This is a genomic window from Shewanella sp. AS1, assembly GCF_021412565.1.
Lineage (GTDB): Bacteria > Pseudomonadota > Gammaproteobacteria > Enterobacterales > Shewanellaceae > Shewanella.
In genome coordinates this window covers 144,626-167,287 of sequence record NZ_JAKCLJ010000005.1, presented here as the reverse complement: position 1 = coordinate 167,287, position 22,662 = coordinate 144,626, and the positions used below count along the sequence as shown (strand labels likewise).

Genomic DNA, 22,662 nt, shown 5'->3' with positions numbered 1-22,662 from the left:
CTCGCATCCATAGACGCGCACAGAAAAAGGCTAACTCCTAACGCGCCAGTATGCCGCAATCGCGGCGTGAACCACAGGAGTTTGGAGTGAAATTGCTAACCTCTCCCACAAGATTGAATGATTGCATAAGCATAAATCTTGTAGTATTTGTTTAAAATCGACAATTTACATCCAATTCATTCAAGCGCTTATGACTCAGACCCTATTCATCATCTTTCTCTATCTCGTGCTGTTTATTTTTGCCCAGCGGATGTTAAGCCATTGGATCCACCGGCTCGCCCGACTCAAACAGGTCACAGACACCCGCGCTAAGCTGGTAACTCAATACATCAGCTATCTGCTGTTTATCGTGATGTCAGGTCTTATGGTGGTCTCCTTAGGCATTGAGTATCAGCAGGTGTCCCTGTTTATCTCATCTGTCTTTGCCGTACTTGGGGTCGCCTTAGTAGCCCAGTGGTCGATTCTGAGTAATATCACCGCAGGCATTTTAATTTTCTTCGTCTTTCCCTACCGCATCGGTGACAGGATTAAGGTGGTGGACAAGGATGAGGATGTCAGCGGGGTTATCGCCGAGATCACCCTGTTCCATGTATTAATTGAGCGCAGCGATCATATCCTGATCACCTACCCCAATAATTTGATGCTACAAAAAGGCGTACTAAAATTATCCAGTCTGACGCCAGTGACTCAGCCTGTGGCTGGCGAAAAAGATCACACCCAGCAGCAGAGCGACTAAATCATGATAAAGACCTTACTCTTTGATCCGAAAGATCAGTCTCTTATCAAGGGCGATGAGAGCAATATCGAGCTGTGGCAGCAGAGCGATGACAAGGTGATTTGGCTCAACATCGAAGGCGAACTCTCTGTCGAATGGCAGATGAAACTGAAACAGACCTTTGGCCTGCACCATCTGGCACTTCAGGATGCCTCCCGGGATCGCCACCCACCCAAGATAGAGAATTTCGACGATCATACCTTTATGGTGCTGCGGGGACTGTCTGCCGACTCCGATTCGGTTAATTGCGACAACATACTGCTGGCCATCTTCGTTAGCGAACGCTTTATCGTGACCCGCCATCTGGAACGTTCTTTGAGTATTGAGCGCACCATGACGGCGGTGGAAAATGGCGATATCGCCTTTAGCTCAGGCACGGGTCATATCATATTGAAACTCAGCCGCTTCGTGGTGAAACGCTACCACAAGATTTTGTTCGATCTTGAAACCAGACTGGAGGAGCTGGAAACCTTTATGCTGACCACGGCCGATGACAAAATTCTGGCCGAAGTGGTGCTCTACAAGACAGATCTGACTCGCTTAAGGCGCAACTTCCACTACCATGTGGAGCTGTTTAACACCCTAAGAGAAGAGCCATCAGCGCCCTTCGACAGCAGACTCGCCCATGAACTCTATGATGTCTGCGAACACCAGCAGCGCGCCGCCAGTCTTGCGGATCTCTTCTATCAGGTATCCAGCGATCTTATCGATGGTTATATCTCCATCAGTGCCCATCGCCTGAACAACATAATGAAGGTGCTCACTATCATCACCGCCATCTTCGTGCCGCTGACTTTTATTGCGGGTATCTATGGCATGAATTTCGAGTACATTCCCGAGCTGAAATATAAGGATGGCTACTTCATTGTCTGGGGCGTGATGCTGAGTATTACTGCCGTGCTTATCTGGCTGTTCCGCAAACGAAAATGGCTCTGATAATAAAGTAAAAAGGCGAACCTGAGTTCGCCTTTTTCATATTGGGTCTTACCTTAAGACCCGGTGGAAAAACGCCACCGCCTGCAGGTACATCTGCACCGCCAGTGCAGGGTCGTAACGCTCACCCTCATCACGCATAAAGGCATGTTCGCCATTAACCTCCAGCCAGGTAAAACGGTTGTCTTGCTGGTTCAGCTGATTGTGCAGCAGCTCCCTTCCCGCCTGCGGCACATGGGGATCTTGCTTACCAAACACCATCACCAGTTCTCCCTTAATATCGCCGGTGCGACTGAGAGAATCATTGCCTTTCTGGCAAGGCAGTGTATTGGAATGAATATCTGTGGGGTAGAGACAAAATGCGCCGGAAATATCCCGGTTGAGGGCGGCGCGATAGGCCAAGTGACCACCGATACAAACCCCCATAGCCCCCACCAGGCTGGTGCAATAGGGCTGGCTCAGGGCAAAATCGATCAGTGCCTGGGTATCGCTGTCATGATGCTCCAGCATCTTGGTAAATTTATCCTGATTACCCTTATCTTTGCCTGCATCATCATAGGCCAGCACAGTGCCAATGGGATTAAGCTCATGGAACACTTCCGGCACTAACACCACAAAGCCGTGACCGGCCATGATGGTCGCCGCCCTGGCGATGGGCGCTGTCTGCTGGAAAATTTCTGAATAGAAGATGATGGTGGCAAAAGCCCCGTCTGCGTCGGGGCGGTAGAGATAAGATCGCATCACACCTGTGGGTGTGTCTATGTCGTGGACTTCCTGTATTACCCTCATACGCGTCTCCTTTGACCTATGACTTATTAGGCTAAGTTATCAGCCAAAGGAGAGCTTGTCAGGTAAAAGCTGCTTTTTTAATCGCCCTGCTCAGCAGCTAAAATCAGAACAGCTGATTCGGGCACGCTTCGCCATTGAGCAGCTGTTTAATATTCGTCAGACTGGTATGGGCAATGGCGCCCAAAGCCTCTTCGGTTAAGAAGGCCTGGTGACCAGTAAAAATCACATTGTGACAGGCGGAGAGGCGTCTGAACACATCGTCCTGAATGATCTCGTTAGACTTATCTTCGAAGAACAGCTCCTTCTCATTTTCATACACGTCCAGACCCAGGGCGCCAATCTGTCCGGTTTTCAAGGCTTCCATGGCATCGATTGCATTGAGCAGACCGCCACGACTGGTGTTGACCACCATCACCTTAGGTTTCATCTTATCGAAACTCTCTTGGTTGAGCAGATGATGATTTTCAGGGGTTAACGGACAGTGAAGACTGATAATGTCGCACTGGGGATAAAGCTCATCCAGACTGCAGTAGCTCACGCCGAGATCGATAACCGCCTGACTCGGATAGGGATCGAAGGCCAGTACCTTACAACCAAACCCAAGCAGAATTTTGATGGTGGCGACGCCTATTTTACCTGTGCCTATCACACCCACAGTACGGCCAAACATATTAAAGCCCACTAGACCTTCGAGGGAGAAGTTAGCATCTCGAGTTCTTTGATAGGCTTTATGCACCTTGCGGTTCAGGGTCAGCATCAGGGCGACTGTGTGCTCGGCCACTGACTCTGGCGAGTAGGCAGGCACATTGACTACCTTTAAATCGAGGCGCTTGGCTGCTTCCAAATCAACATTATTAAAACCGGCGCAGCGCATGGCAATAATTTTAGTGCCATTTTTCGCCAGCTCGGTTAAGACTTCTGCATTAAGCGAGTCATTAACAAAGGCGCAGATAACCTCAAACCCCAGGGCCAACTTGACCGTTTTCATGCACAGACGAGAATCGAAATATTCGATATGTGCGCCGAAGGTCTTGTTAGTACGGTTAAAATGCTGAATATCATAATATTTAGCACTGAAAAAACCTATTCTCATATTTTCGTTACCTTGTTGGTGGTGACAGAATTAAGAGAGTCTCAATTCAATAAAAATTTTTGCCCCTCACCTCGGATTACCCTCCTTGGTGCAATCCCGATGAATAACAGCTCTGATTTGAGTATAACCAAGCCTAAACAGCCTTAGAATAATTACTCTGATTTAGCCCCAGAGTCTGTTCCATAAATGCTGCATATTGCACAATTTTAGCAATATAGAACTGGCTGTATGGGTTTTCAAATGTGTTTTATGCCTTATTCCTGATAAGCTAAAAAAATCACCCTATCAATTACCAGGATTGGCAAACGAACACATGGGCAAACAAGCGATCTCAGAAAAACAGTTTTGGCTACAAAGACTCAGTAAAACCAGCTTACGTGCCCTCCATATTCTTGGTGTGGTCGGTGCGGGCGGCGGTGTCATATTGGACACCTTCAATGAAACTTGGAACCACTACTGGATGCTCGCCATGATCACAGGCGCCCTGTTGATGCTCTGGGAGATCATCCGTGACTGGCGCTGGCTCATTCAGCTCAAAGGCGTACTTACCTTAGCCAAATTGCTGTTATTACTTTTGTTTATTCCGCTGGCGCAATACCAGCATGAACTTGTCATCGTCATTATATTGCTCTCGGTTATCGTCTCCCACGGCCCTGCCGGCCTGCGGCATTACTCGATTATTCACAGGCGGCGTATCGATGGAAAGAAAGAGATCAAAGGCTAGCCCCGCCCAGTTACTGCTACAGCACAGACAAATTTTCCAGCTGTCTGCCGATACCCGAGTATTGGATCTCGCCTGCGGCAGTGGCCGCAACGGATTATGGTTTGCGGAATATGGCGCCAAGGTCACCTTTGTGGATCGCGATCTGAGCCGGCTCGATGCCATACCGCCAAACTGCTACAGCCTGAGTTTCGATCTCGAAGCAAAACACAGCCTACCGCCTTTCGATGCGCAATTTGATATTGTCATCATTTTTAATTATTTACACAGGCCTCTGTTTGAACCGCTGAAGCGGCTCATCCGTCCCGGCGGCCTTATCGTGTATGAAACCTTTCTGACCGAGCAGGCAAATGTGGGCCGGCCTAAAAATCCCGACTTTTTACTGCACCCTGGTGAGCTTATGCAGGTATTTGATTCATTTACCCCTTTGCACTACTTTGAAGGTAATGTAGGCTGTGAGCAGCAGCCTTGTTTTAAAGCTCAGCTGATAGCTCGGCAAACTGACAGCTGAACGCGAACACAGGCAAACAAAATCAGAGACCACCCGTCAGCTTTAGCAGAGGCATTTTATGTTTCCCTATCCCGAACAGTACCGACTGGCCGCACCGCCACTGATCACTGCCTTAATGGTGGTCTGGTCTTTACTGTCTCGCGCTCTGCTTGGGGACAACAGCCCTTTTGGCTTCTACCCTCTATTTATGTTGTTCCCTCTAGTGATCTTGCTTCACGGGCACCTGATCTGGTCGGCTAAAGGCGTGGAAAAACTGGACCAGTCTATCTATGCCTTTATTCATCTGTCGCTGGCCTTCGTGGTCTGGACCTTTGCTATCATGCATATTAATGGTCACAGCTTTTAGGAGCGGGTTCGGGGTTCGGGGTGCGAGGTGCGAGGTGCGAGGTGCGAGGTGCGAGTAAAGAAGAGCGAGCTTTGAGAAACAACAAGGCATTTTCTGCATTAAAAGTTGCTCCAGAGTAGCGTTACGGGTATCTTTGCCGCCGTCTTTTCATCGATAAACTGACGATTCCACCCATAAACTGACCATGGCTAATTTTCACTATAATCCTCCCACCACTCCCTGGCTCGATATTCTCCATCAGGACAAGGATATTCTTGTGGTCAATAAGCCTTCGGGACTCTTATCGGTTCCGGGGCGGGAAGCGGCTTATCACGACAGCATCTTTAGCCGGGTGTTAAGGGATCACCCCAACGCGCAAATCGTCCATCGGCTGGATATGGCCACATCCGGCGTTATGGTCGTGGCCTTAAGACGCAGCGCCGAGCGGGAGCTCAAACGTCAGTTCAGAGACAGGGAAACCGAAAAAACCTACTATGCCCGCGTCGCCGGTCATCTGAAAGCCGAGCAGGGAACCGTGGATCTGCCTCTTATCTGTGATTGGCCCAATCGCCCCAAGCAGAAGGTAGATCACAAGATAGGCAAAGCCTCCACGACCCACTTCGAAGTGATCAGCCGCGCCAAACGCTCAAGCCTAGTCAAGCTGACCCCAATAACAGGCCGCTCTCATCAGCTGCGGGTGCACATGATGGCGCTCGGGCATCCCATTTTAGGGGATAATTTCTATGCCGATCCGCTGGCAAAACGTCTCTCCCCAAGACTGTTACTGCACGCCCAATCCCTCACCATAAAACATCCTTACACTGGTGAGTCGATGACTTTCGCCACCGAGATCCCCTTTACTCAGGTGAGTGACGAGCAGTAATCTTGTGATTGGCAATATTGATGATTTGGCGATAAAAATTCGCAGTTTGCTAAAAAAATGCGTAAATTAATCGACAAACTCTCAGATAAAACTCAATTAACTATGAATACTTCATTTCAGCGGGATCAACTCGACAACCAGATCCTTGAAGCCTTGATGCAGGAAGCGCGCACCCCTTTTGCCGAACTAGCTAAACGTTTTGGCGTCAGCGCAGGCACCATACATGTGCGAGTGGAAAAGATGAAACAAGCGGGGATCATTACCGGCGCGCAGATAACAGTTAATCCCAAAGCCCTGGGCTATGATGTCTGCTGCTTTATCGGCATTAACCTCAAGAGTGCCGGCGATTATCCCGCCACCATAGCCAAACTCAACGCCCTCGATGAAGTCACTGAAGCCTATTACACCACAGGTAATTACAGCATTTTTGCCAAGGTGATGTGTCAGTCCATCGATGAGCTGCAACATGTACTGATCAACCGCATTCAGTCCATCGATGAGATCCAATCCACCGAAACCCTGATCAGCCTGCAAAACCCAATCTCCAGGGCGGTTAAGCCCTAACGCCTGAGCTTAAGTCAGCTCAAACAGATTCGTCATCACCTTATAGAGCTCTGTGCCCTGATAGACAGACGCAGAGGCGAAATGCAAAATCGGCACACAATCTTGCTCCAGGCTCAGGCTGGTTAGCGCATTATCGCTGCCGTATCTGTCCAGGCGCAAAATTGTCGCCAGAGGCTGACCTGCAGACAGGGCTTGCCCGACTGTCGCCTTGTATTCCACCATGCCGCCTAAGGGCGCGTGGTATTTTTTGTAATCTTTCAAGTAGCAGGCCTGACGTGTCATCTGTACAGCTGGCACAGTTTCGGCGATCACCCCTCTGTGGCTTAAATAAGCCAAGATCCCCTTGGCATCTTTAAGGGCATCTTCAAGATCGATATGTTCCTGAGAACCCAGCTCCAGAGTAAAGGCCGACACAGGCACGCTCAGATCCCGCCCCTGAGATTTAAGATACTCACTTAAACGCCACCAAGGACAAAAGATGGCCTCATCCATCGCCCCGCCAAAATCCATTGGAATGGCCAAAGTGTATGGAATGCTAAACCATTTGGCCGCCGCCAGATCATACTCAGGACAATAGAGATGTTTGCAGGACTTAGGCCCGGTATGCAGATCTAACACTATGTCCGCTTCATGCCCCATCTGCTGCAATGAGACCGCCTGGCGATGGCCCGTGGTCACGCCCCAGCCATTTTGCAATCGACGCTCACAGCCTTCGAGCAGCAACTGCCGATAGGCATGGATTAACGCCTTATCATCCAGCTCCCTGTGCGAGGCGTACCAGACGTCAAGATCGAGCTGATGATCTAAATACTCACGGTTCCAGTTAACCCCGGTAATAGGGTCGAAGCGGCCTAAGGTAAACTCGCCGCTTTTTTGATTGATCCCCAGCGGATTCGCCAGTGGCACCAGGGTGATCTTACCGCGCAGTTCACAGCTTTCGAGCAGCTGCATTAACTGGTAGATCACCGCATTGCCCTGCACCTCGGCGCCGTGGACGTTGGCCTGAATATAGACGCTGGGTGCACTTATCTGCTCAGGGATAAATTGGAAAATGGGCAAGTCGAGATCTTGTCCTGTTGCCAACTCACCGATTTTTAATCTGCTGAGGCTAGGTTTCATTATGCCGCTTCAAACAAGTTTTCGTGCAGCGCACGCACCACCTGCGCCGCTTCTGACTCAGACACTAACACACACAGATTATGCGGGCTGGCGCCCTGACAGATCATGCGCACGTTATGGGGCTCAAGCACCTCAAACACCCGGCGACACACGCCAGCCGTGGTGGCTATCTTATTGCCGATTATGGCAACCAGCGCCAGATTTTCTTCGACGCGAACACGGCAATGCTGTGACAGCTCCTGTAACAGCGCCTCGCTCAGCAGGCTGTTACCGGCGGAATCAGACCCTGTTTTATCTAAGGTCAGGGATACATTCACCTCTGAGGTGGTGATCAAATCCACACTGATCTTATGTCGTGCAAGCGTCGCGAAGGTTTCTGCTAGGAAGCCTTGGGCATGGAGCATCTGCAGGCTGTGCAGATTCAGCAGGGTTTGGTCGCGGCGCACCGCAACGGCGCGGTAGATAGGCTCATCGCTCACCTGATGACGTATCCAGGTGCCGCCTTTTTCTGGCGCAATACTCGAACCGACAAATACCTGAATCTTCTGTCTGACCGCAGGCAGAATAGTCGCAGGATGCAACACTTTAGCCCCGAAAGTCGCCATCTCCGCCGCTTCGTTAAAACTGATCTCTTTTATAGGGCTGGCATTGGGCGCAAGTCGGGGGTCTGTGGTATAGATACCGGCAACATCTGTCCAGATCTCAACCGCCGATGCCTTCAATGCCTCGGCCAACAAGGCGGCCGAATAATCGCTGCCGCCCCGGCCTAATGTGGTCGTCGAGCCCTGTTCGTCGGCGCCAATAAAGCCCTGCGTCACTATGCGCTGCTGTTCAAGTAGAGGGGCAAGATGCTGGCTGCAAAGCTCGGCGATCTGCTCAATCTGAGGTTCGGCGCGGCCGAAATGGCTGTCGGTTCGCATCACTTGGCGCACATCGAATGCCGAGGCCGACTCCCCTTTCTCCCGCAGCACGGCGGCAAACAATGCCGATGAACACTGTTCGCCCTGGGCGAGCAGTTCATCCATGATGGCTTTATTGCGATTGAGTGTTAAAGATTCGCTCAGAACGCCGATGCGGCTAAGCAGTTTATCGATACGCGCCGCCACGTTATCTGGATACCCGAGCTTATCGAGGATCTTATATTGGATTGAGGCGATCTCTTTGAGCAGTTGCTGGCGACGCTCATCTTCAAGCTGCGCCTGTGTCAACTCTACCAACAAGTTAGTCACGCCGCTGGAGGCACTTACCACCACTAGACGGGTGTCGGGGTTGGCCAGCACTATATCGGCGCAGCGACTCATAGATTGATAATCGGCAACCGAGGTTCCACCAAATTTAGCAACGACGATAGCAGACATTAGCACACCTCACTTTGACAAAATGAGACAGGCTGAAATAGAGAAAAAGTTAACATGATTACACTCCGAACTGACTTCGTTCGAAGAGCCTGGTGCAAAGATAACGCACCCCAAGACGGGAAACAGCAATCACCACCAGAAGCTCTCCACCAATAAACAGGTGACAATCGACGGGATTCAGCCCAGACGACCGATAAACAGCTGCACCAAATAGATGTTTACCTCGGCGTTAATCTCCCTCATAAGTCATCAATAGAGTTTGGGCTCCTCCGACTTACTACCTAGTTAACGCTCCTCTTCTGTACTCTTAACCATAAAAATTAAGAGCTAGGGAAATTAGCAAACATACATTGACCAAGTCAATGATATTTATTCGATGAAACTCACTTTTTATCCAATTCTCACTCTTAGAACCTAAATAAGGCTGCTTAGGTCATTATGAATAAAAATCGGGTAACTCACTCACGATTGATACTCTCGCCGAAAAATCACCGAGATCGACCTCGCCATAGGGTAATAAGCAAGGGACCAATTGCAGCTCACCCTTGTGAATATAGTAGATGGCATTTTGATTAAATTGCCTGGCCAGCTCGATAGCCGAAGCCTTATCTATCGGAATCGCCCAGCTTTTTTCCATATAAGTGCGATCGACAGAACTCCCTATCAGGGCACGATAAGGCCGCTGCAATCGAATAATATGCTGCTGTAACTGCTTATCTAACAAACGATTTTGGGAGGCCGTTAAGGACTGGCCTCTGGGATTGTGCGCGGTAATAATGGCAAATGATAACGAAGAGGAAAAAGTTTGAGTCAAAAGAAACTGGGTTTGCTGATAACAATGCCAGAGATGATCGGTCACAGTACACATCACTAAAATATTCCTAGATTAGATGCTATCGATTATAGCAAAGCCACCTCAGTTGCCTAGAGCGAGTACCAACGCCATAAAGCAAAATATATTTTACATTTAAAATCATCGTATTAGCTATCTTGATGTGACTTAGGTCAAAACTAACAAGAATTTTATTAACATTTCATTTGTTAACAAATGACTAAAACGAGTACAATTAGGTTGTTGATTCACTTCAATTCATCTCGCGATGAGATACTTTTAGTTACAACTTGTCTTTCAGCGGTAACCTAAAAGTCTGTCGATTTCCTGTATAAAATGTGAGCTCAGGCTGTTGTAGCATTAAAACGTGAAATTAATAGATAGTGAAAGGAACTATTTCCTACTATTGTTAATCGAAGTGAATGCAGTTTGATTTCTCTTTTCAATACAATTTGAAAGAGATACAAAATACTATACTAATCATGATGTGTGTGTTGTTTCAGACTCTTTTTTTATGAATACACCTAAGTGGATCAGTAGTCGTCAGCAAAATAAGTGGGGCGCTCAATCAATCTGCGCTCATGGTTAGAACCAGATTTAAATCAATATTAGGTAATTAAGTATGCAAAACCCGCACATTCTCATCGTTGAAGATGAAGCCGTTACCCGTAACACACTGAGAAGTATTTTTGAGGCTGAAGGATATGTGGTAACTGAAGCCAATGATGGCGCAGAAATGCATAAAGCTATGCAGGAAAACAAGATTAATCTTGTGGTTATGGATATTAATCTTCCTGGTAAAAATGGGCTTTTATTGGCTCGCGAACTTCGTGAAATCAACAATATCGGCCTGATCTTCCTAACTGGTCGTGACAACGAAGTCGACAAGATTTTAGGACTTGAAATCGGTGCAGATGATTACATCACTAAACCTTTCAATCCTCGTGAACTGACTATCCGCGCACGTAACCTACTGACTCGTGTTAACAGCAATGTTGGCGAAACAGAAGAGAAAAGCGCAGTCGAGCATTACCGTTTCAATGGTTGGAGCCTTGAGATCAATAGCCGTTCACTGGTTAGTCCACAGGGTGAATCTTACAAGTTACCTCGCAGTGAGTTCCGCGCTATGCTGCACTTTGTCGAGAACCCAGGCAAGATCTTAACTCGCGCCGATCTGCTAATGAAGATGACAGGCCGCGAACTTAAGCCACATGACCGTACTGTGGATGTGACTATCCGTCGTATCCGTAAGCATTTCGAAAGCTTACCCGATACGCCAGAAATCATCGCCACCATTCACGGTGAAGGCTACCGTTTCTGCGGTAACTTAGAAGAAGCCTAATCCGCCGATTCAGATAAGATAAACAAGATTAAAGCCAGTCCTACGACTGGCTTTTTTTGTACATGGATGTACTTATCCCCGATAGCCATGGATGGCCAATGAGGGGATTTGTGTCTGGAACACTTATGCCAAAGCCCATGCACCAAAATGTTCCCTACATTTTTGGCATTCCCTCCATCCATGGAGGTCAGATGATAGCTTCGGTATTTGTACATGGATGTACTTATCCCCGATGGCCATGAATGGCCAATGAGGGGGTTTGTACATGGATGTACTTATCCCCGATGGCCAGGATCAAAATGTTCCCTCCGTTTTTTGGCATTCCCTCCATCCATGGAGGTCAGACGCCAATGAGGGGATTTGTGTCTGGAACACTTATGCCGAAGCCCATGCACCAAAATGTTCCCTACATTTTTGGCATTCCCTCCATCCATGGAGGTCAGATGATAGCTTTGGTATTTGTACATGGATGTACTTATCCCCGATGGCCATGAATGGCCAATGAGGGGGTTTGTACATGGATTGTACTTATCCCCGGTGGCCATGGGCCAAAAATGTTCCCTCCATTTTTTGGCATTTCCTCCATCCATAGAGGTCAGACGCCAATGAGGGGATTTGTGTCTGGAACACTTCTTATTAATAGAAAGTGCCAAAGCCCATGCACCAAAATGTTCCCTACATTTTTTGGCCTTTCCTCATATCCGCCATCCTCTATCCGCTGTGCAAGCGCCTCTAGATTCAAACCCACGATGATAAGCCCGCCAAATAAGCATTACTATCACCAAATAGATACAAGGGTCAGTGCTCATCGGAACTCATGATTTTTGTTTACACTATATTCCCGCGAAAAAAAACAATTCATCCCCCACCTACAGATGTAAACTTGTAAACAAATTATTACACAAAACCGCTAAATTCTCCAAAAACCTCTTGATGAAAAAAATCTCACCTACGAAAAAAAATTCAAAAAATGAGAATAAAAATTTAATTTCAAAATAAATACCCAATAATGCAGGTCAAATATTATCTAACAATTTCAATGAACAAACTCCCAAAAAATGAAGATCCATTCATCAAATTAACTAAGTTATGTTTCAGAATTCAGGAGTTTTAAACAGGTGTTTTAACAAACGTATCAAATTGTACATTAACAATTTAACCTCAACTTATTTACATTTTATTTACCCTGCTTTACAAATGTATCCATGCGTACCGTTGTTACCTTATTGGTCAGTTGTGGTCGAGGTATGTATTAACGGGACAGGGAACTGTCTTAACTAAAATCTGAAATTATTATAATTCCAGGAGAGAAGAATGAGATTAACTTCAATTAGCAAAGGGGTGATGTTGCTTGCCGGTGCAATGGCACTCGGTGGTTGCGTCAAGCTCGACGGCCAGATCAACGGTGGCGGTACAATGAACTCCCTCGGCGGTAAAGGCAAAGCCGTATTTACCGTTAATGCTAAACGTTGCGATGGCCAACTCAGCGGCCATGTCAACTTCCAAGACAAAACAGCCATCGATTACGAAGATATTGGCGGCGTGAGCTTTAAAGCTAATGTAATCGGTGCAGGTCTTTGTGGTTCAGAGTTAGTGGGGAGTGCTCTCGATGCAGAGGATCCCAGCACAGCCTGTCAACAACTGTGTGAACCAGGCTTCTTCGAAGTCAACTTCGATTACACCTCAACTAACCCTAATGCGCCTGGTGAAGGTAGAGGCTTTGTCTGTATGTTAGATACAGGTGAAGGCGCTAATCGTGCCTATGATATCAACGGCATGGTCAGAGCGCTTATTATCCAGAGCGGTCCATACCACACCTACTGGAACCAAGGTAGTGTCAGCGGCAACCTAAACGCCAAAGAGTGTGGCGGTCCAGCTGACGACGAAGAAACTAACGGCTAATCCGGCCCCTAACCAACAAAGGTGATATTATGAAAAAGCAAACAACCTTGCTGGCGGCCGCAATTTCCGCCGTACTCTGTATGCCGGCTCTGGCTGCAGATCCACTACACATGGTAGTTGAATACAAGCCTGGTAAAGGCAATGCACTCAAAACCCAACTGGCAGACAAAGGCATTGGCATACGTAGAGACTTGGCCTCAATGGACAGCCTGTCATTAACCCTGAGCAAAGAACAGTATCTTGAACTGGTTGAGATGGACGGCATTGCCGGTATCTCAGTCGATGCGCCACGCAAACTAATGAGTCTGGAAAATAGCGAAGCCTCACCTTACGGGATCGCTATGGTGCAAGCCGATCAAATCCAGAATATGGGTGGTAAAAAAGTCTGTATCATAGACTCAGGCTATGATCTGGGCCATCCAGATCTACCAGCAGCGACTGTCACTGGTGCCGATGACGGTGGATCAGGTCCTTGGTATGAAGACGGTGTTGGTCACGGTACTCACGTAGCAGGCACAGTCGCGGCTCTTGGTAACGGAGCCGGTGTTATCGGTGTGAACCCAGACGGCCTAGATCTGCACATAGTGCGCGTCTTCAATGGTGAAGGTAGTTTTGCCTATGCTTCTGATCTAGCGGGTGCAGTAAACGACTGTATCGATGCAGGCTCCAGTGTGATCTCTATGAGTCTTGGCGGCTGGTTAGACAGTAATATTGAACGTCGTGCCATGGACAAAGCAGCTAAAGAAGGCATCCTGATGATCGCCGCTGCAGGTAATGATGCAAACGCTGCTCATTCCTACCCAGCATCTTATGACAGCGTTATGTCTGTCGCAGCTATCGACTTTGTGGAAAAGCATGCCTCTTTCTCTCAGCGTACATCTCAAGTTGAGATTTCAGGTCCAGGCGTGCAGACTCTCTCTACTGTGCCTCGTGGCACAGGCGCTAATGGTGTAGCTGCAGTCTCTCAGAACGGCCAAGCCATGGATGCTCTTGCTATGGTAGGTAGTTCAACTGGCAGTGCCACTAGTATGCTAGCAAGTTGCGGTCTGGGCACTGAGCCCTGTGATGATGCTGCCGGTAAGATCTGTTTGATCGAGCGTGGTGAAGTCAGCTTTGGTATCAAGGTTGCTAACTGTGAAGCGGGCGGCGGTGTGGCTGCAATCGTCTACAACAATCAGCCAGGTGGTGTTGCCGGCGATCTGGGTGGAACCAGCCCTCTGGTTGCTGTTGGTATCAGTCAGGAAGATGGTATGACACTGTTAAATAATCTTGATGTTGAAACCACTGTTTCACTTGAGGGAGAAGTTGACTACGACTATAAGTCAGGTACTTCTATGGCGACACCTCATGTATCCGGTGTTGCTTCTCTGGTGTGGAGTCACTTCCCAGATTGTAGCGCTAATGCAATTCGTCATGCCTTAACTGCCAGTGCGATGGATCTGGATGAGCCTGGTTACGACTACAAGACAGGTTGGGGCCTGGTGCAGGCTAAAGCCGCATTCGATTACCTCACTGAAAATGGCTGTAATGCGCCTAGTGGTAAAGTTCGTGGTGGTGACGGTTCAGCCCGTTAATCACTGAGGTTTTACTGCTAATCAAGCGACCTTCGGGTCGCTTTTTTTTATTAGGCCATTAGGTAGAGATTTAATCAGCCGATACAAAAAGCCCTGTCACTGTTATCGACAGGGCTTTCAATTTCAATGTGATTAATTAATGCTCAGAGCTTTTTATTCTTAACTCTTGGCTCGAATCCCGCTTCCCCGTTCCTCGAAGCCTAGTGTTTTAACTGCTTATCTAAAAAGTCTACTAAGGAACGATACAGATGCGTGCTTACCTTCTCGCCGCGCATCGAATGCTTCGAGCCGGGATAATTCATCATCTGGAACAACTTGCCTTCATCCTGCAGCGCCTTATACACACGGGTACTATTTTCAAACAGCACGTTATCATCGGCCATGCCGTGATACATCAATAAGCCCGACTGATAACCCTTCACATAGGGCAGCACGCTGCTGGCCTCATAACCTTTGGCATTGGTCACAGGGCTTGACAGGTAACGCTCGGTATAGTGAGTATCATACAAAGACCAGTCAGTCACGGGCGCACCCGCAATAGCCGCCTTGAAGTGGGTCGGCGCCTTAAACAGGCTCATCAGCGACATATAACCACCATAGCTGTGGCCATAAATAGCAATATTGTCGCCATCCACATAATCCAGGCTGCGCAGATAATCCACTCCAGCCTTCTGGTCATTCACCTCAGCCTCACCCAGCTGCTTGTAGATCACCTGCTCAAAACGGGTGCCACGATGGGCCGAGCCGCGATTATCCAGCTGGAACACAATATACCCCTGTTGCAGCAGATACTGGGTAAAGTAATCTTGTGAGCTCCAGCTGTTGACCACCAGCTGAGCATGGGGACCGCCGTAGACGCGCACCACCACTGGATACTTTTTGCTGGCATCGAAATGGGTTGGCTTAAACAGACGGTACACTAAGGCCTGGCCATCATCGGCCTTAATCTGCCCAAAGCTAGGTAGCTGCCACTGGCCGAAATAGGGATAGAGGGGATGATGTTCATCTATCTGATTCTGCTCAACCCAGGCTAAACGCTCCCCTTTTTCATTATGCAAACTGATCTGCGGTGGTTGCACCAGACTGTTAAAGTAGTCGAGATAGATGGGCTGATCGTCGGCAAATACAGGCGAGTGCATGCCGCTGCGCTGACTGACCTGCTCTATCTTGCCGCCCTTTAATGGCACCTTAAACAGCTGAGTTTCAATCACACTGGTTTTACGGCCGGTAAAATAGACCCAGCCCCCTTTCTCATCCACATACTCCAGTTTATCGACCATCCACTCGCCCTTGGTCAACTGGCGGATCAGGCGGCCGTGGAGATCGTACAGATAGAGATGATTGAAGCCATCCTGCTCAGATGCCCAGATCAGCTGCGGCTGCTGCTTTAAGAAATGCAGATCATCGTTAAGGTTGACCCAGGCCTTGCTCCGCTCCCTGATCATAGTCATAGGCGGCTCGTCACTATTGAGATCGGCGATACGCAGATCTAAGGTCTGCTGATCCCGACTCTGCCACTGGAAAGAGAGGTGACGGCTGTCGGGCAACCAGGCTACCCGCGGCAGATAGCTGTCCGGCTCATCGCCTAAGTCGATCCAGCTCACCTGCTTACCGGCCAGCTTGATCACACCTAAGGCGATGACGACGTTATGCTTGCCCGCATAGGGGTAACGCTGCTCTGTGAGTTTGATGCCATCGGCGTAGATCTCATTACGGGTCACCAGTTCGACCCCAGACTCATCGATACGGGTAAAGGCGATGGCCGACTCATCCGGCGCCCACCAGTAGCCTGTCATACGATCCATCTCTTCCTGGGCGACAAACTCTGCCATACCATTTTTAATCGCGCCGCCACCATCTGTGGTCAGTGCGGTTAAGGCTGAGGTTTTCAGATCAAGCAGATAGAGATTCTGATCTCGGATAAAAGAGACAAAATGGCCTTTAGGTGACAGGCGCGCATCGGTAATAAAACCTTCGCCTGTGGGCAGCGCCTTGACAGAGCCATCCTCAAGGGAATAGTAGTAGAGGGCACCAGATGCCGGGATCAAAATCGCCTGACTGTCCTGCGACCAGAAATATTCCATGATCCCCTGACCATAGATACGTTGGCGTTCCCGGCGGGCTTTCTCTTCATCGGAGAGCTCACCCACTCTGAGTTTATCGGCGTCGATCAACACCTTCTGCTCACCCGTGGCCACGTCCATCTGCCACAGATCATAGAAGTATTGATCCTCTACTCGACCGGCCAGATAAGTCACCCGCTTGCCGTCGGGAGAGAGTTTCAGGCCTCGGGGGCTGGTGCCCGCCAGCGCCGGCGAACCGTAGAGGCGTTCAATAGTGAGCGCACTGGAGCCGCCCACAGGCTGCTGCAGTTGAGGTTGTGACAGCTGCAAAGCGGCTGCAGAGGTCGATTGAGATAGCAACATAGGCACCGCCATAAGGGCTGAACTTATCCATTTTTTAGTCATTATTATGTCCTGGATATTGAGATAGTAAAATCAAGATAAAACTGCGACCAGCATTGTGCCCTAATTTCAGCAAAAACAAAAACTCACCACATAACACTGAAAAAGCCACCAAACTGAGGTAAAATTGCCGCCATAACAAAAAATCAGACCTCACAGGAGAGCCCGGCTCTCAGATCATAGGAAAAACCATGCAAACTCTGGCGCAACATCTAAGTTCACAAGGGGTTGATGCACCTCTGTCGCAACTCATTTTAACTCTGGCCGATACCTCCAAGGCGATCAGTCAGGCGGTACGTCATGGCGCCTTGGCCGGCGTATTGGGTGCGACCGAATCGGAGAATGTTCAAGGGGAGACACAGAAGAAGTTGGATGTGATCACCAACGAGATGCTTAAAGATGCCCTTAAAGCCGACAGCACAGTGCGCGGCCTGGCCTCCGAAGAGGAAGATCATATAGTCGAAGTGGGTAAGCGCGGTGAGTTTCTAGTCTGTTTCGACCCGCTAGACGGTTCATCCAATATCGATATTAACTCGCTAGTTGGCACCATTTTCTCTGTGCTGCCGGCGCCTCAAGGCGAGTTAAGCGAGCAGAGCTTCTTGCAATCAGGGCGCAATCAAGTTGCCGCCGGTTATGTGCTTTACGGCCCATCGACCATGCTGGCACTGACCACAGGTAAAGGGGTGCAGCTGTTTACCCTTAATCCCGAAACCCAAGAGTACCTGCTCACCAACGAGGCGGTTAGCATCACGCCCGACACCAGCGAGTTCGCCATTAACATGTCGAACCAAAGGTTCTGGGAAGCGCCGATGCAGACCTATATCAGCGATCTAGTTCTGGGCAAGATAGGCCCAAGAGAGCGCAACTTTAATATGCGCTGGATTGCGGCCATGGTGGGTGATGTACACCGAGTGCTCTGCCGTGGCGGCCTGTTTACTTACCCAACCGACAATAAAAATCCAGAAAAACCCTATAAGCTACGCTTGATGTATGAAGCCAACCCTATGTCTTTCCTGGTCGAACAGGCGGGCGGCAAGGCGAGCACAGGCTATGAAACCATCATGGACATTCAGCCAAGTGAGATCCACCAGCGCGTCGCCGTGATTTTGGGCTCGGCCAATGAGGTCGATACCTGTCTTGAGTATCACGAACAGGATTACAGCCAGGAACCTGAGCTGTAAGGCTTAAAGCTCACTAAAAAACCGCCAGATGGCGGTTTTTTAATGGATTAATAAGGCATAAAAAGCAAACTGTTATATGATTTCAGAAGCGTCATCCATGACACTATTTCATCTTCCTAAAATCAACACTCATTAATGCTCTTTCGAGTATTTTGCCGCCTGTTCACCAGCGAGACGACCGAAGGTAATAATGTCAGAGATGGCATTACCACCTAATCGGTTAGCACCATGAACACCACCAGTTACCTCACCTGCACCGTATAAGCCTGGGATGACCTGTTTCTTGGCATCGACAATTTCCGCCTTAGTGTCAATCATCACACCACCCATAGTGTGATGAACACCCGGAGTCACTTCGATCACATAGTAGTGACCTTCGTTCAGCGTGCGTGGCAAGTTCGGCCGTTCAAAGTCGCTATCTTTACCGTTTTTCACGAACTCGTTATAGCGCGCAACAGTCTCGGTTAGGACTTTGCCATCGATACCTTGCTCTTCACCCAGTTTCACTAAACTGCTTGCTGAAGGGGCAACACCTAATCCTATGTATTGGTTTATCTTAGAGAGCGACTTACGCACTGAGTCATCGAACAATAGGAAGGCCGACTTACCTGTTTGCTGCAAGATAGCCGCAGAAGCTTTATCACGAGTGGTGATCTCATTGACGAAGCGCTTACCCTCACGGTTCACTAAGATGGCACCATTACCACGAACCGCCTCGGTCACCATTACGCCACCTTTAACAGATAAGGTTGGATGCGCCTGAATGTATTCAAGATCCCGTGTTGCCGCACCAGCATTTTGTGCTACATCGATACCGTCACCGACTGCGCCAGGTTGGTTGGTAGACACAAAACCTTTCAGCTTAGGATCTAACTTAGAAACCCTTTCATTGTTTTTTGCAAAACCACCGGTAGCTAAAACAACCGCATCGGCCTTAATCCAGTAGTAGCCTGTGTACATGCCTTTAACTAAGATACCTGTGACCTTATTGCCCTCTTTTAAGATCTCGATACCACGAGTGTTCATACGCAGATCGATATTACGTTTTAGGGTATTATCGTACAGCACTTGCACCACATGGGCTCCCACACCTGCACCACCGGTTGGACGGTGTGAACGGTTAACTGAGGCACCACCCATTCGGCCCACATCGTTCAAATCTGCGCCCATATTCGTCATCCAGTCGACTGACGCTTTTGAGTGGGAACTTAAGATCTCAACCAACTTAGGATCGTTAATATCACGACCCCCTTTCATTGTGTCCTTAAACATTAATTCAGGCGAATCTTCGATGCTTTTGGCTTTTTGCTGCTCAGTCCAGGCGGCATTCATGCCTCCAGCGGCCAGTTTAGCGTTGCCACCGATCACAGGCTCCTTCTCAATCAGTATCACCTTGGCACCATTATCATGAGCAGACACGGCAGCAGAAAAACCGGCACCGCCTGAACCAACCACCACCACATCGACTGTATCTCTTGGTCTGCTAGCAAGAGCAGCCTGACGTTCTGATTTATCTTTAGCCAATTCGGCGATGCTCGGTTCATGACGTTCCCACTTCTTGGCGTAGGGCATATTAAAATCAAAGCTATGGCAGGAATCACAGTAGACCATAGATTTCTGATGAGCACTGTGACAGGAAGTACAGGCAACATCACCAGGGAAGTGAGAATCATGGGCGTTATAATGCTCATGTTTAGTTTCTTCAGCAACTTCCTTTAGGCTGCCGTGACAGGAAACACACTGTTTGTTTTCATAGGTTAAGCTGTCGTTTGACAGTTCACCACTTGGCTGATGGCAACTATCACACTCCTGATTTTGACTATGGAAATCAGCTAGGTTATCGGCCGCCATAGCATGCCCCATAAAGGCACCAGTCCCTAAGATACTGGCCAGGCAGACAGCGAGTTTCATCTTATTCATCTGTATTCCCCTTTCAAACACCCACCAATTTTTAGGCAGTATTTGAAGCAAATTTAATACTAAGTGTTGCTTAGCAAGAATAGGTAAAGGTTGCGACCTAAACTGCTTATTGGGATTTATCTTCGAATAAGCAATGTCGAGGAGCAAAGGGATTCGCTGAAAGGAAAACAGAAATGACAACTCAGTCACAGGGCACAAAACATGCTATGCATAGATGCATGATACAAAAGGGCATTATGCAAATTTGCATAGTTAATATAGAGCTAAATCACATCTCAAAAAATAGTATTTCACCAATCGCTAATTCGCGTAATACTGCACAGTTTCGAGTACAACAGAGGGTTTAGAATGGCGCGATGAGATACCTGTTACTCCTGACATTGCTGCTCAGCATAACTTTTCCCCTTGCTGCCCTCGAGCCAGAGGCGCAGGGAAACACTGCTTTGCGTCATACTCAAGTAGATGATTATGTCGTGCTTGGCGTACACTCGACCACAGCCCCTCTTGAGTGGCGCAACAACGGCATAGATCAAGGCTTCAATATTGAGCTAATGGAGCGCATAGGTCAGCTTATTGATAAGAAAATAATTATCAGGCGAAAAAGCTTTCAGCAACTGCTCGATGATGTGCACGACCCTATGAGCGATATCGATGTTATTGCGGTCGTCAGTCCGGTCAATGTAGGGCGGCAACTGAGCCAGTCGGATCCCATCTATGCCACCCACGCCAACGCCTATACCCTGCATGGTCATGCGCTTATCACCAGTTGGGCTGATCTCAAGGATAAACGGGTCGCCATTAAACGTAGCTCCTTTGTTGATGTTTATCTCTCGGGTTATCCACAGCAGTTTCAACGGGTGGATGTAGATCTCTATGAAACCGGTTTCCAACTACTTTTCAACCATCAGGTAGATGTCGTCATCGCCGAAAGCTTTGTTGCCCGACGCCTGATGCCCCTCTATCCCTATGTGCGCAGCTCCAGCGACGCCCTAATCTATGGTGCCTTTAACTTTATCACTAACTCGAGTAAGGCGCAGTTGATGGGACAGATCAATGATGCCCTCAGACAGCTGAAACTCTCGGGTGAGTATGACGAACTGGTCAATAAATGGTTCGGTACGGGACGAGAAAAAGTAGACCTGACCAGCACAGAGCATATGGTATTCAATATCGCCATTATCACAGCTATCATCTCGATTTCCGGCATGCTTTACACTGGCTATATCAGTATCCGTCTGCGCCGTCGTACTCTGGCACTAGATCAGGAACTCGCCCATCGCCATAGGGTCGAGGCCGAAATCTCCGAGCTCTCGACCCAGTTTCAGTCGGTATTAGACGGTATCCCTCACGGGGTCACCATCTTAAACAAACAGCAGCAACGGCTCTGGAGTAATGACAACAATATCCAACTTCTCACCTCAGATGAACTGCACTATCTGGACAGGCAGCGATTTTCATTACAAGTGGCTCTCAAAAAAGTGTTATCCGGGCAGCAATCCCTCAGTGCTGAACTTAGCCATCGCCAGCAGTTCTGGCACCTGCAGATCCACCCCATAGCCCAGGAACAAGTCGTCGTTTTGCTGGAGGAGTCCACCGAGCAACACAGACTCAAACAGGCCAACGAAGAAAGCAGCCGTCTCGCTTCACTGGGCGAGCTATCGGCGGGGATCGCCCATGAAATCAACAACCCAACTGGACTTATCATACATGCGGTGGCACTCTTCTCCTCGGCCCTGAAAGATCTAGCACAAGCCAGCCACCACTATCAAAAACAAAACCCCTTCTGGCAGGTTGCGGGACTCTCACCCGATCTGGCCATGACTGAGCTTCACCAAAGCTGCCAGAGCATAGAAGAAGCCGCCCAGCGCATCAGCCGAATTGTGCACGATCTCAAGCGTTACGCCACACCTCACCATCAAGATGAACAGACTCGAGTCGCACTGAACGAAGTTGTACACGTGGCTCTGCGTTTAACCACAAATCAAACCAAACTACATAGAGTGAGACTTAAGCTAACTGAGCCTAGCCCTGTGGTGTATGGCGATCCGCTGCAACTGCAACAAGTGATGATCAATCTTATCCAAAATGCCTGCCATGCCTTTCAGGGTAATGTTGGCCAGATAGTGATTGAAACTCAAACGACCCAGACCCAGGCCATTATCAAACTAAGTGACAACGGCATTGGCATGGATGGTGTCACACTCAAACGGGCAACCGAACCCTTCTTTACTAGCCGCCGCCACGAAGGCGGAACAGGATTAGGCTTATCTGTCAGCAGTAGAATCATTAAACAGCATAATGGCCAGATGCAGTTAGATTCGAGTCAAGGTAAAGGAAGCAGTGTCAGTCTGATATTTGAAAAGGTGGAGGAATAA

19 protein-coding genes and 1 riboswitch are annotated in these 22,662 nt (G+C 48.7%); of the genes, 12 read left to right on the top strand and 7 right to left on the bottom strand.

What is annotated here, in order from left to right:
• The first annotated feature begins 190 nt into the window (after positions 1 to 190).
• The gene (locus LZP69_RS09290; protein WP_234200064.1) at positions 191 to 736 is read left to right on the top strand and encodes a mechanosensitive ion channel family protein; all 546 of its coding nucleotides are present in this window, start codon (positions 191 to 193) and stop codon (positions 734 to 736) included.
• 3 nt (positions 737 to 739) lie between these two features.
• A complete protein-coding gene (locus LZP69_RS09285; protein ID WP_234200063.1) occupies positions 740 to 1,711 on the top strand; it encodes a magnesium transporter CorA family protein in 972 nt (323 codons plus the stop codon).
• 48 nt (positions 1,712 to 1,759) lie between these two features.
• Here the strand turns inward: LZP69_RS09285 and LZP69_RS09280 are convergent, their stop codons facing one another.
• Both LZP69_RS09280 and LZP69_RS09275 read right to left on the bottom strand, forming a co-directional pair.
• Positions 1,760 to 2,497, bottom strand: a complete 738-nt coding sequence (locus tag LZP69_RS09280) for a dienelactone hydrolase family protein (RefSeq protein WP_234200062.1) — start codon at positions 2,495 to 2,497, stop codon at positions 1,760 to 1,762.
• Between the two features lie 103 nt (positions 2,498 to 2,600).
• Positions 2,601 to 3,590 carry a 2-hydroxyacid dehydrogenase gene (locus tag LZP69_RS09275; protein ID WP_234200061.1) on the bottom strand — a complete coding sequence of 330 codons (990 nt, stop codon included), beginning with the start codon at positions 3,588 to 3,590 and terminating at the stop codon, positions 2,601 to 2,603.
• A 313-nt stretch (positions 3,591 to 3,903) separates the two neighbouring features.
• Here LZP69_RS09275 and LZP69_RS09270 point away from each other — a divergent pair, with 313 nt between their 5' ends.
• The 5 genes from LZP69_RS09270 (at position 3,904) to asnC (ending at position 6,594) form a co-directional block, all read left to right on the top strand.
• Positions 3,904 to 4,314, top strand: coding sequence for a hypothetical protein (locus LZP69_RS09270; RefSeq protein WP_234200060.1), 411 nt, complete (start codon positions 3,904 to 3,906; stop codon positions 4,312 to 4,314).
• A complete protein-coding gene (locus tag LZP69_RS09265; protein WP_234200059.1) occupies positions 4,289 to 4,822 on the top strand; it encodes a class I SAM-dependent methyltransferase in 534 nt (177 codons plus the stop codon). Before LZP69_RS09270 ends, LZP69_RS09265 begins: the two co-directional genes overlap by 26 nt.
• 58 nt (positions 4,823 to 4,880) lie before the next feature.
• A complete protein-coding gene (locus LZP69_RS09260) occupies positions 4,881 to 5,168 on the top strand; it encodes a hypothetical protein (RefSeq protein WP_234200056.1) in 288 nt (95 codons plus the stop codon).
• Positions 5,169 to 5,352: 184 nt separating this feature from the next.
• Positions 5,353 to 6,030, top strand: coding sequence for a bifunctional tRNA pseudouridine(32) synthase/23S rRNA pseudouridine(746) synthase RluA (gene rluA / locus LZP69_RS09255; RefSeq protein ID WP_234200054.1), 678 nt, complete (start codon positions 5,353 to 5,355; stop codon positions 6,028 to 6,030).
• Positions 6,031 to 6,132: 102 nt separating this feature from the next.
• Positions 6,133 to 6,594, top strand: coding sequence for a transcriptional regulator AsnC (gene asnC, locus LZP69_RS09250; protein ID WP_234200053.1), 462 nt, complete (start codon positions 6,133 to 6,135; stop codon positions 6,592 to 6,594).
• Between the two features lie 9 nt (positions 6,595 to 6,603).
• Here asnC and LZP69_RS09245 read toward each other — a convergent pair whose 3' ends face one another.
• From LZP69_RS09245 to LZP69_RS09235, 3 genes are all read right to left on the bottom strand, one after another.
• Positions 6,604 to 7,713, bottom strand: a complete 1,110-nt coding sequence (locus LZP69_RS09245) for a succinylglutamate desuccinylase/aspartoacylase family protein (RefSeq protein ID WP_234200051.1) — start codon at positions 7,711 to 7,713, stop codon at positions 6,604 to 6,606.
• A complete protein-coding gene (lysC, locus tag LZP69_RS09240) occupies positions 7,713 to 9,071 on the bottom strand; it encodes a lysine-sensitive aspartokinase 3 (protein WP_234200049.1) in 1,359 nt (452 codons plus the stop codon). The genes LZP69_RS09245 and lysC overlap by 1 nt, the downstream gene beginning before the upstream one ends.
• A 131-nt stretch (positions 9,072 to 9,202) precedes the next feature.
• Positions 9,203 to 9,378: riboswitch (Lysine riboswitch) on the bottom strand.
• Positions 9,379 to 9,507: 129 nt separating this feature from the next.
• A complete protein-coding gene (locus LZP69_RS09235; protein ID WP_234200048.1) occupies positions 9,508 to 9,939 on the bottom strand; it encodes a DUF3293 domain-containing protein in 432 nt (143 codons plus the stop codon).
• A gap of 586 nt (positions 9,940 to 10,525) precedes the next feature.
• On the opposite strand from LZP69_RS09235, the gene arcA reads away from it, so the two are divergent.
• The 3 genes from arcA to LZP69_RS09220 all read left to right on the top strand — a co-directional run bounded on the left by arcA (position 10,526) and on the right by LZP69_RS09220 (position 14,721).
• Positions 10,526 to 11,245, top strand: a complete 720-nt coding sequence (gene arcA, locus LZP69_RS09230; protein ID WP_234200047.1) for a two-component system response regulator ArcA — start codon at positions 10,526 to 10,528, stop codon at positions 11,243 to 11,245.
• A 1,314-nt stretch (positions 11,246 to 12,559) separates the two neighbouring features.
• Positions 12,560 to 13,147 (top strand): hypothetical protein, encoded by a 588-nt coding sequence (locus LZP69_RS09225; RefSeq protein WP_234200046.1) that lies wholly within the window; start codon positions 12,560 to 12,562, stop codon positions 13,145 to 13,147.
• A gap of 29 nt (positions 13,148 to 13,176) precedes the next feature.
• The gene (locus LZP69_RS09220) at positions 13,177 to 14,721 is read left to right on the top strand and encodes a S8 family serine peptidase (RefSeq protein WP_234200045.1); all 1,545 of its coding nucleotides are present in this window, start codon (positions 13,177 to 13,179) and stop codon (positions 14,719 to 14,721) included.
• Positions 14,722 to 14,921: 200 nt separating this feature from the next.
• Here LZP69_RS09220 and LZP69_RS09215 read toward each other — a convergent pair whose 3' ends face one another.
• Positions 14,922 to 17,189, bottom strand: a complete 2,268-nt coding sequence (locus tag LZP69_RS09215) for a S9 family peptidase (RefSeq protein WP_234200044.1) — start codon at positions 17,187 to 17,189, stop codon at positions 14,922 to 14,924.
• Positions 17,190 to 17,377: 188 nt separating this feature from the next.
• Between LZP69_RS09215 and LZP69_RS09210 the strand changes: the two genes are divergently transcribed.
• Positions 17,378 to 18,367, top strand: a complete 990-nt coding sequence (locus LZP69_RS09210; RefSeq protein ID WP_234200043.1) for a class 1 fructose-bisphosphatase — start codon at positions 17,378 to 17,380, stop codon at positions 18,365 to 18,367.
• Between the two features lie 132 nt (positions 18,368 to 18,499).
• On the opposite strand, the gene LZP69_RS09205 is transcribed toward LZP69_RS09210, so the two are convergent.
• A complete protein-coding gene (locus LZP69_RS09205; RefSeq protein WP_267962059.1) occupies positions 18,500 to 20,287 on the bottom strand; it encodes a flavocytochrome c in 1,788 nt (595 codons plus the stop codon).
• Between the two features lie 443 nt (positions 20,288 to 20,730).
• On the opposite strand from LZP69_RS09205, the gene LZP69_RS09200 reads away from it, so the two are divergent.
• On the top strand, positions 20,731 to 22,662 hold the full coding sequence (locus LZP69_RS09200) for an ATP-binding protein (protein ID WP_442800676.1): 1,932 nt from the start codon (positions 20,731 to 20,733) through the stop codon (positions 22,660 to 22,662).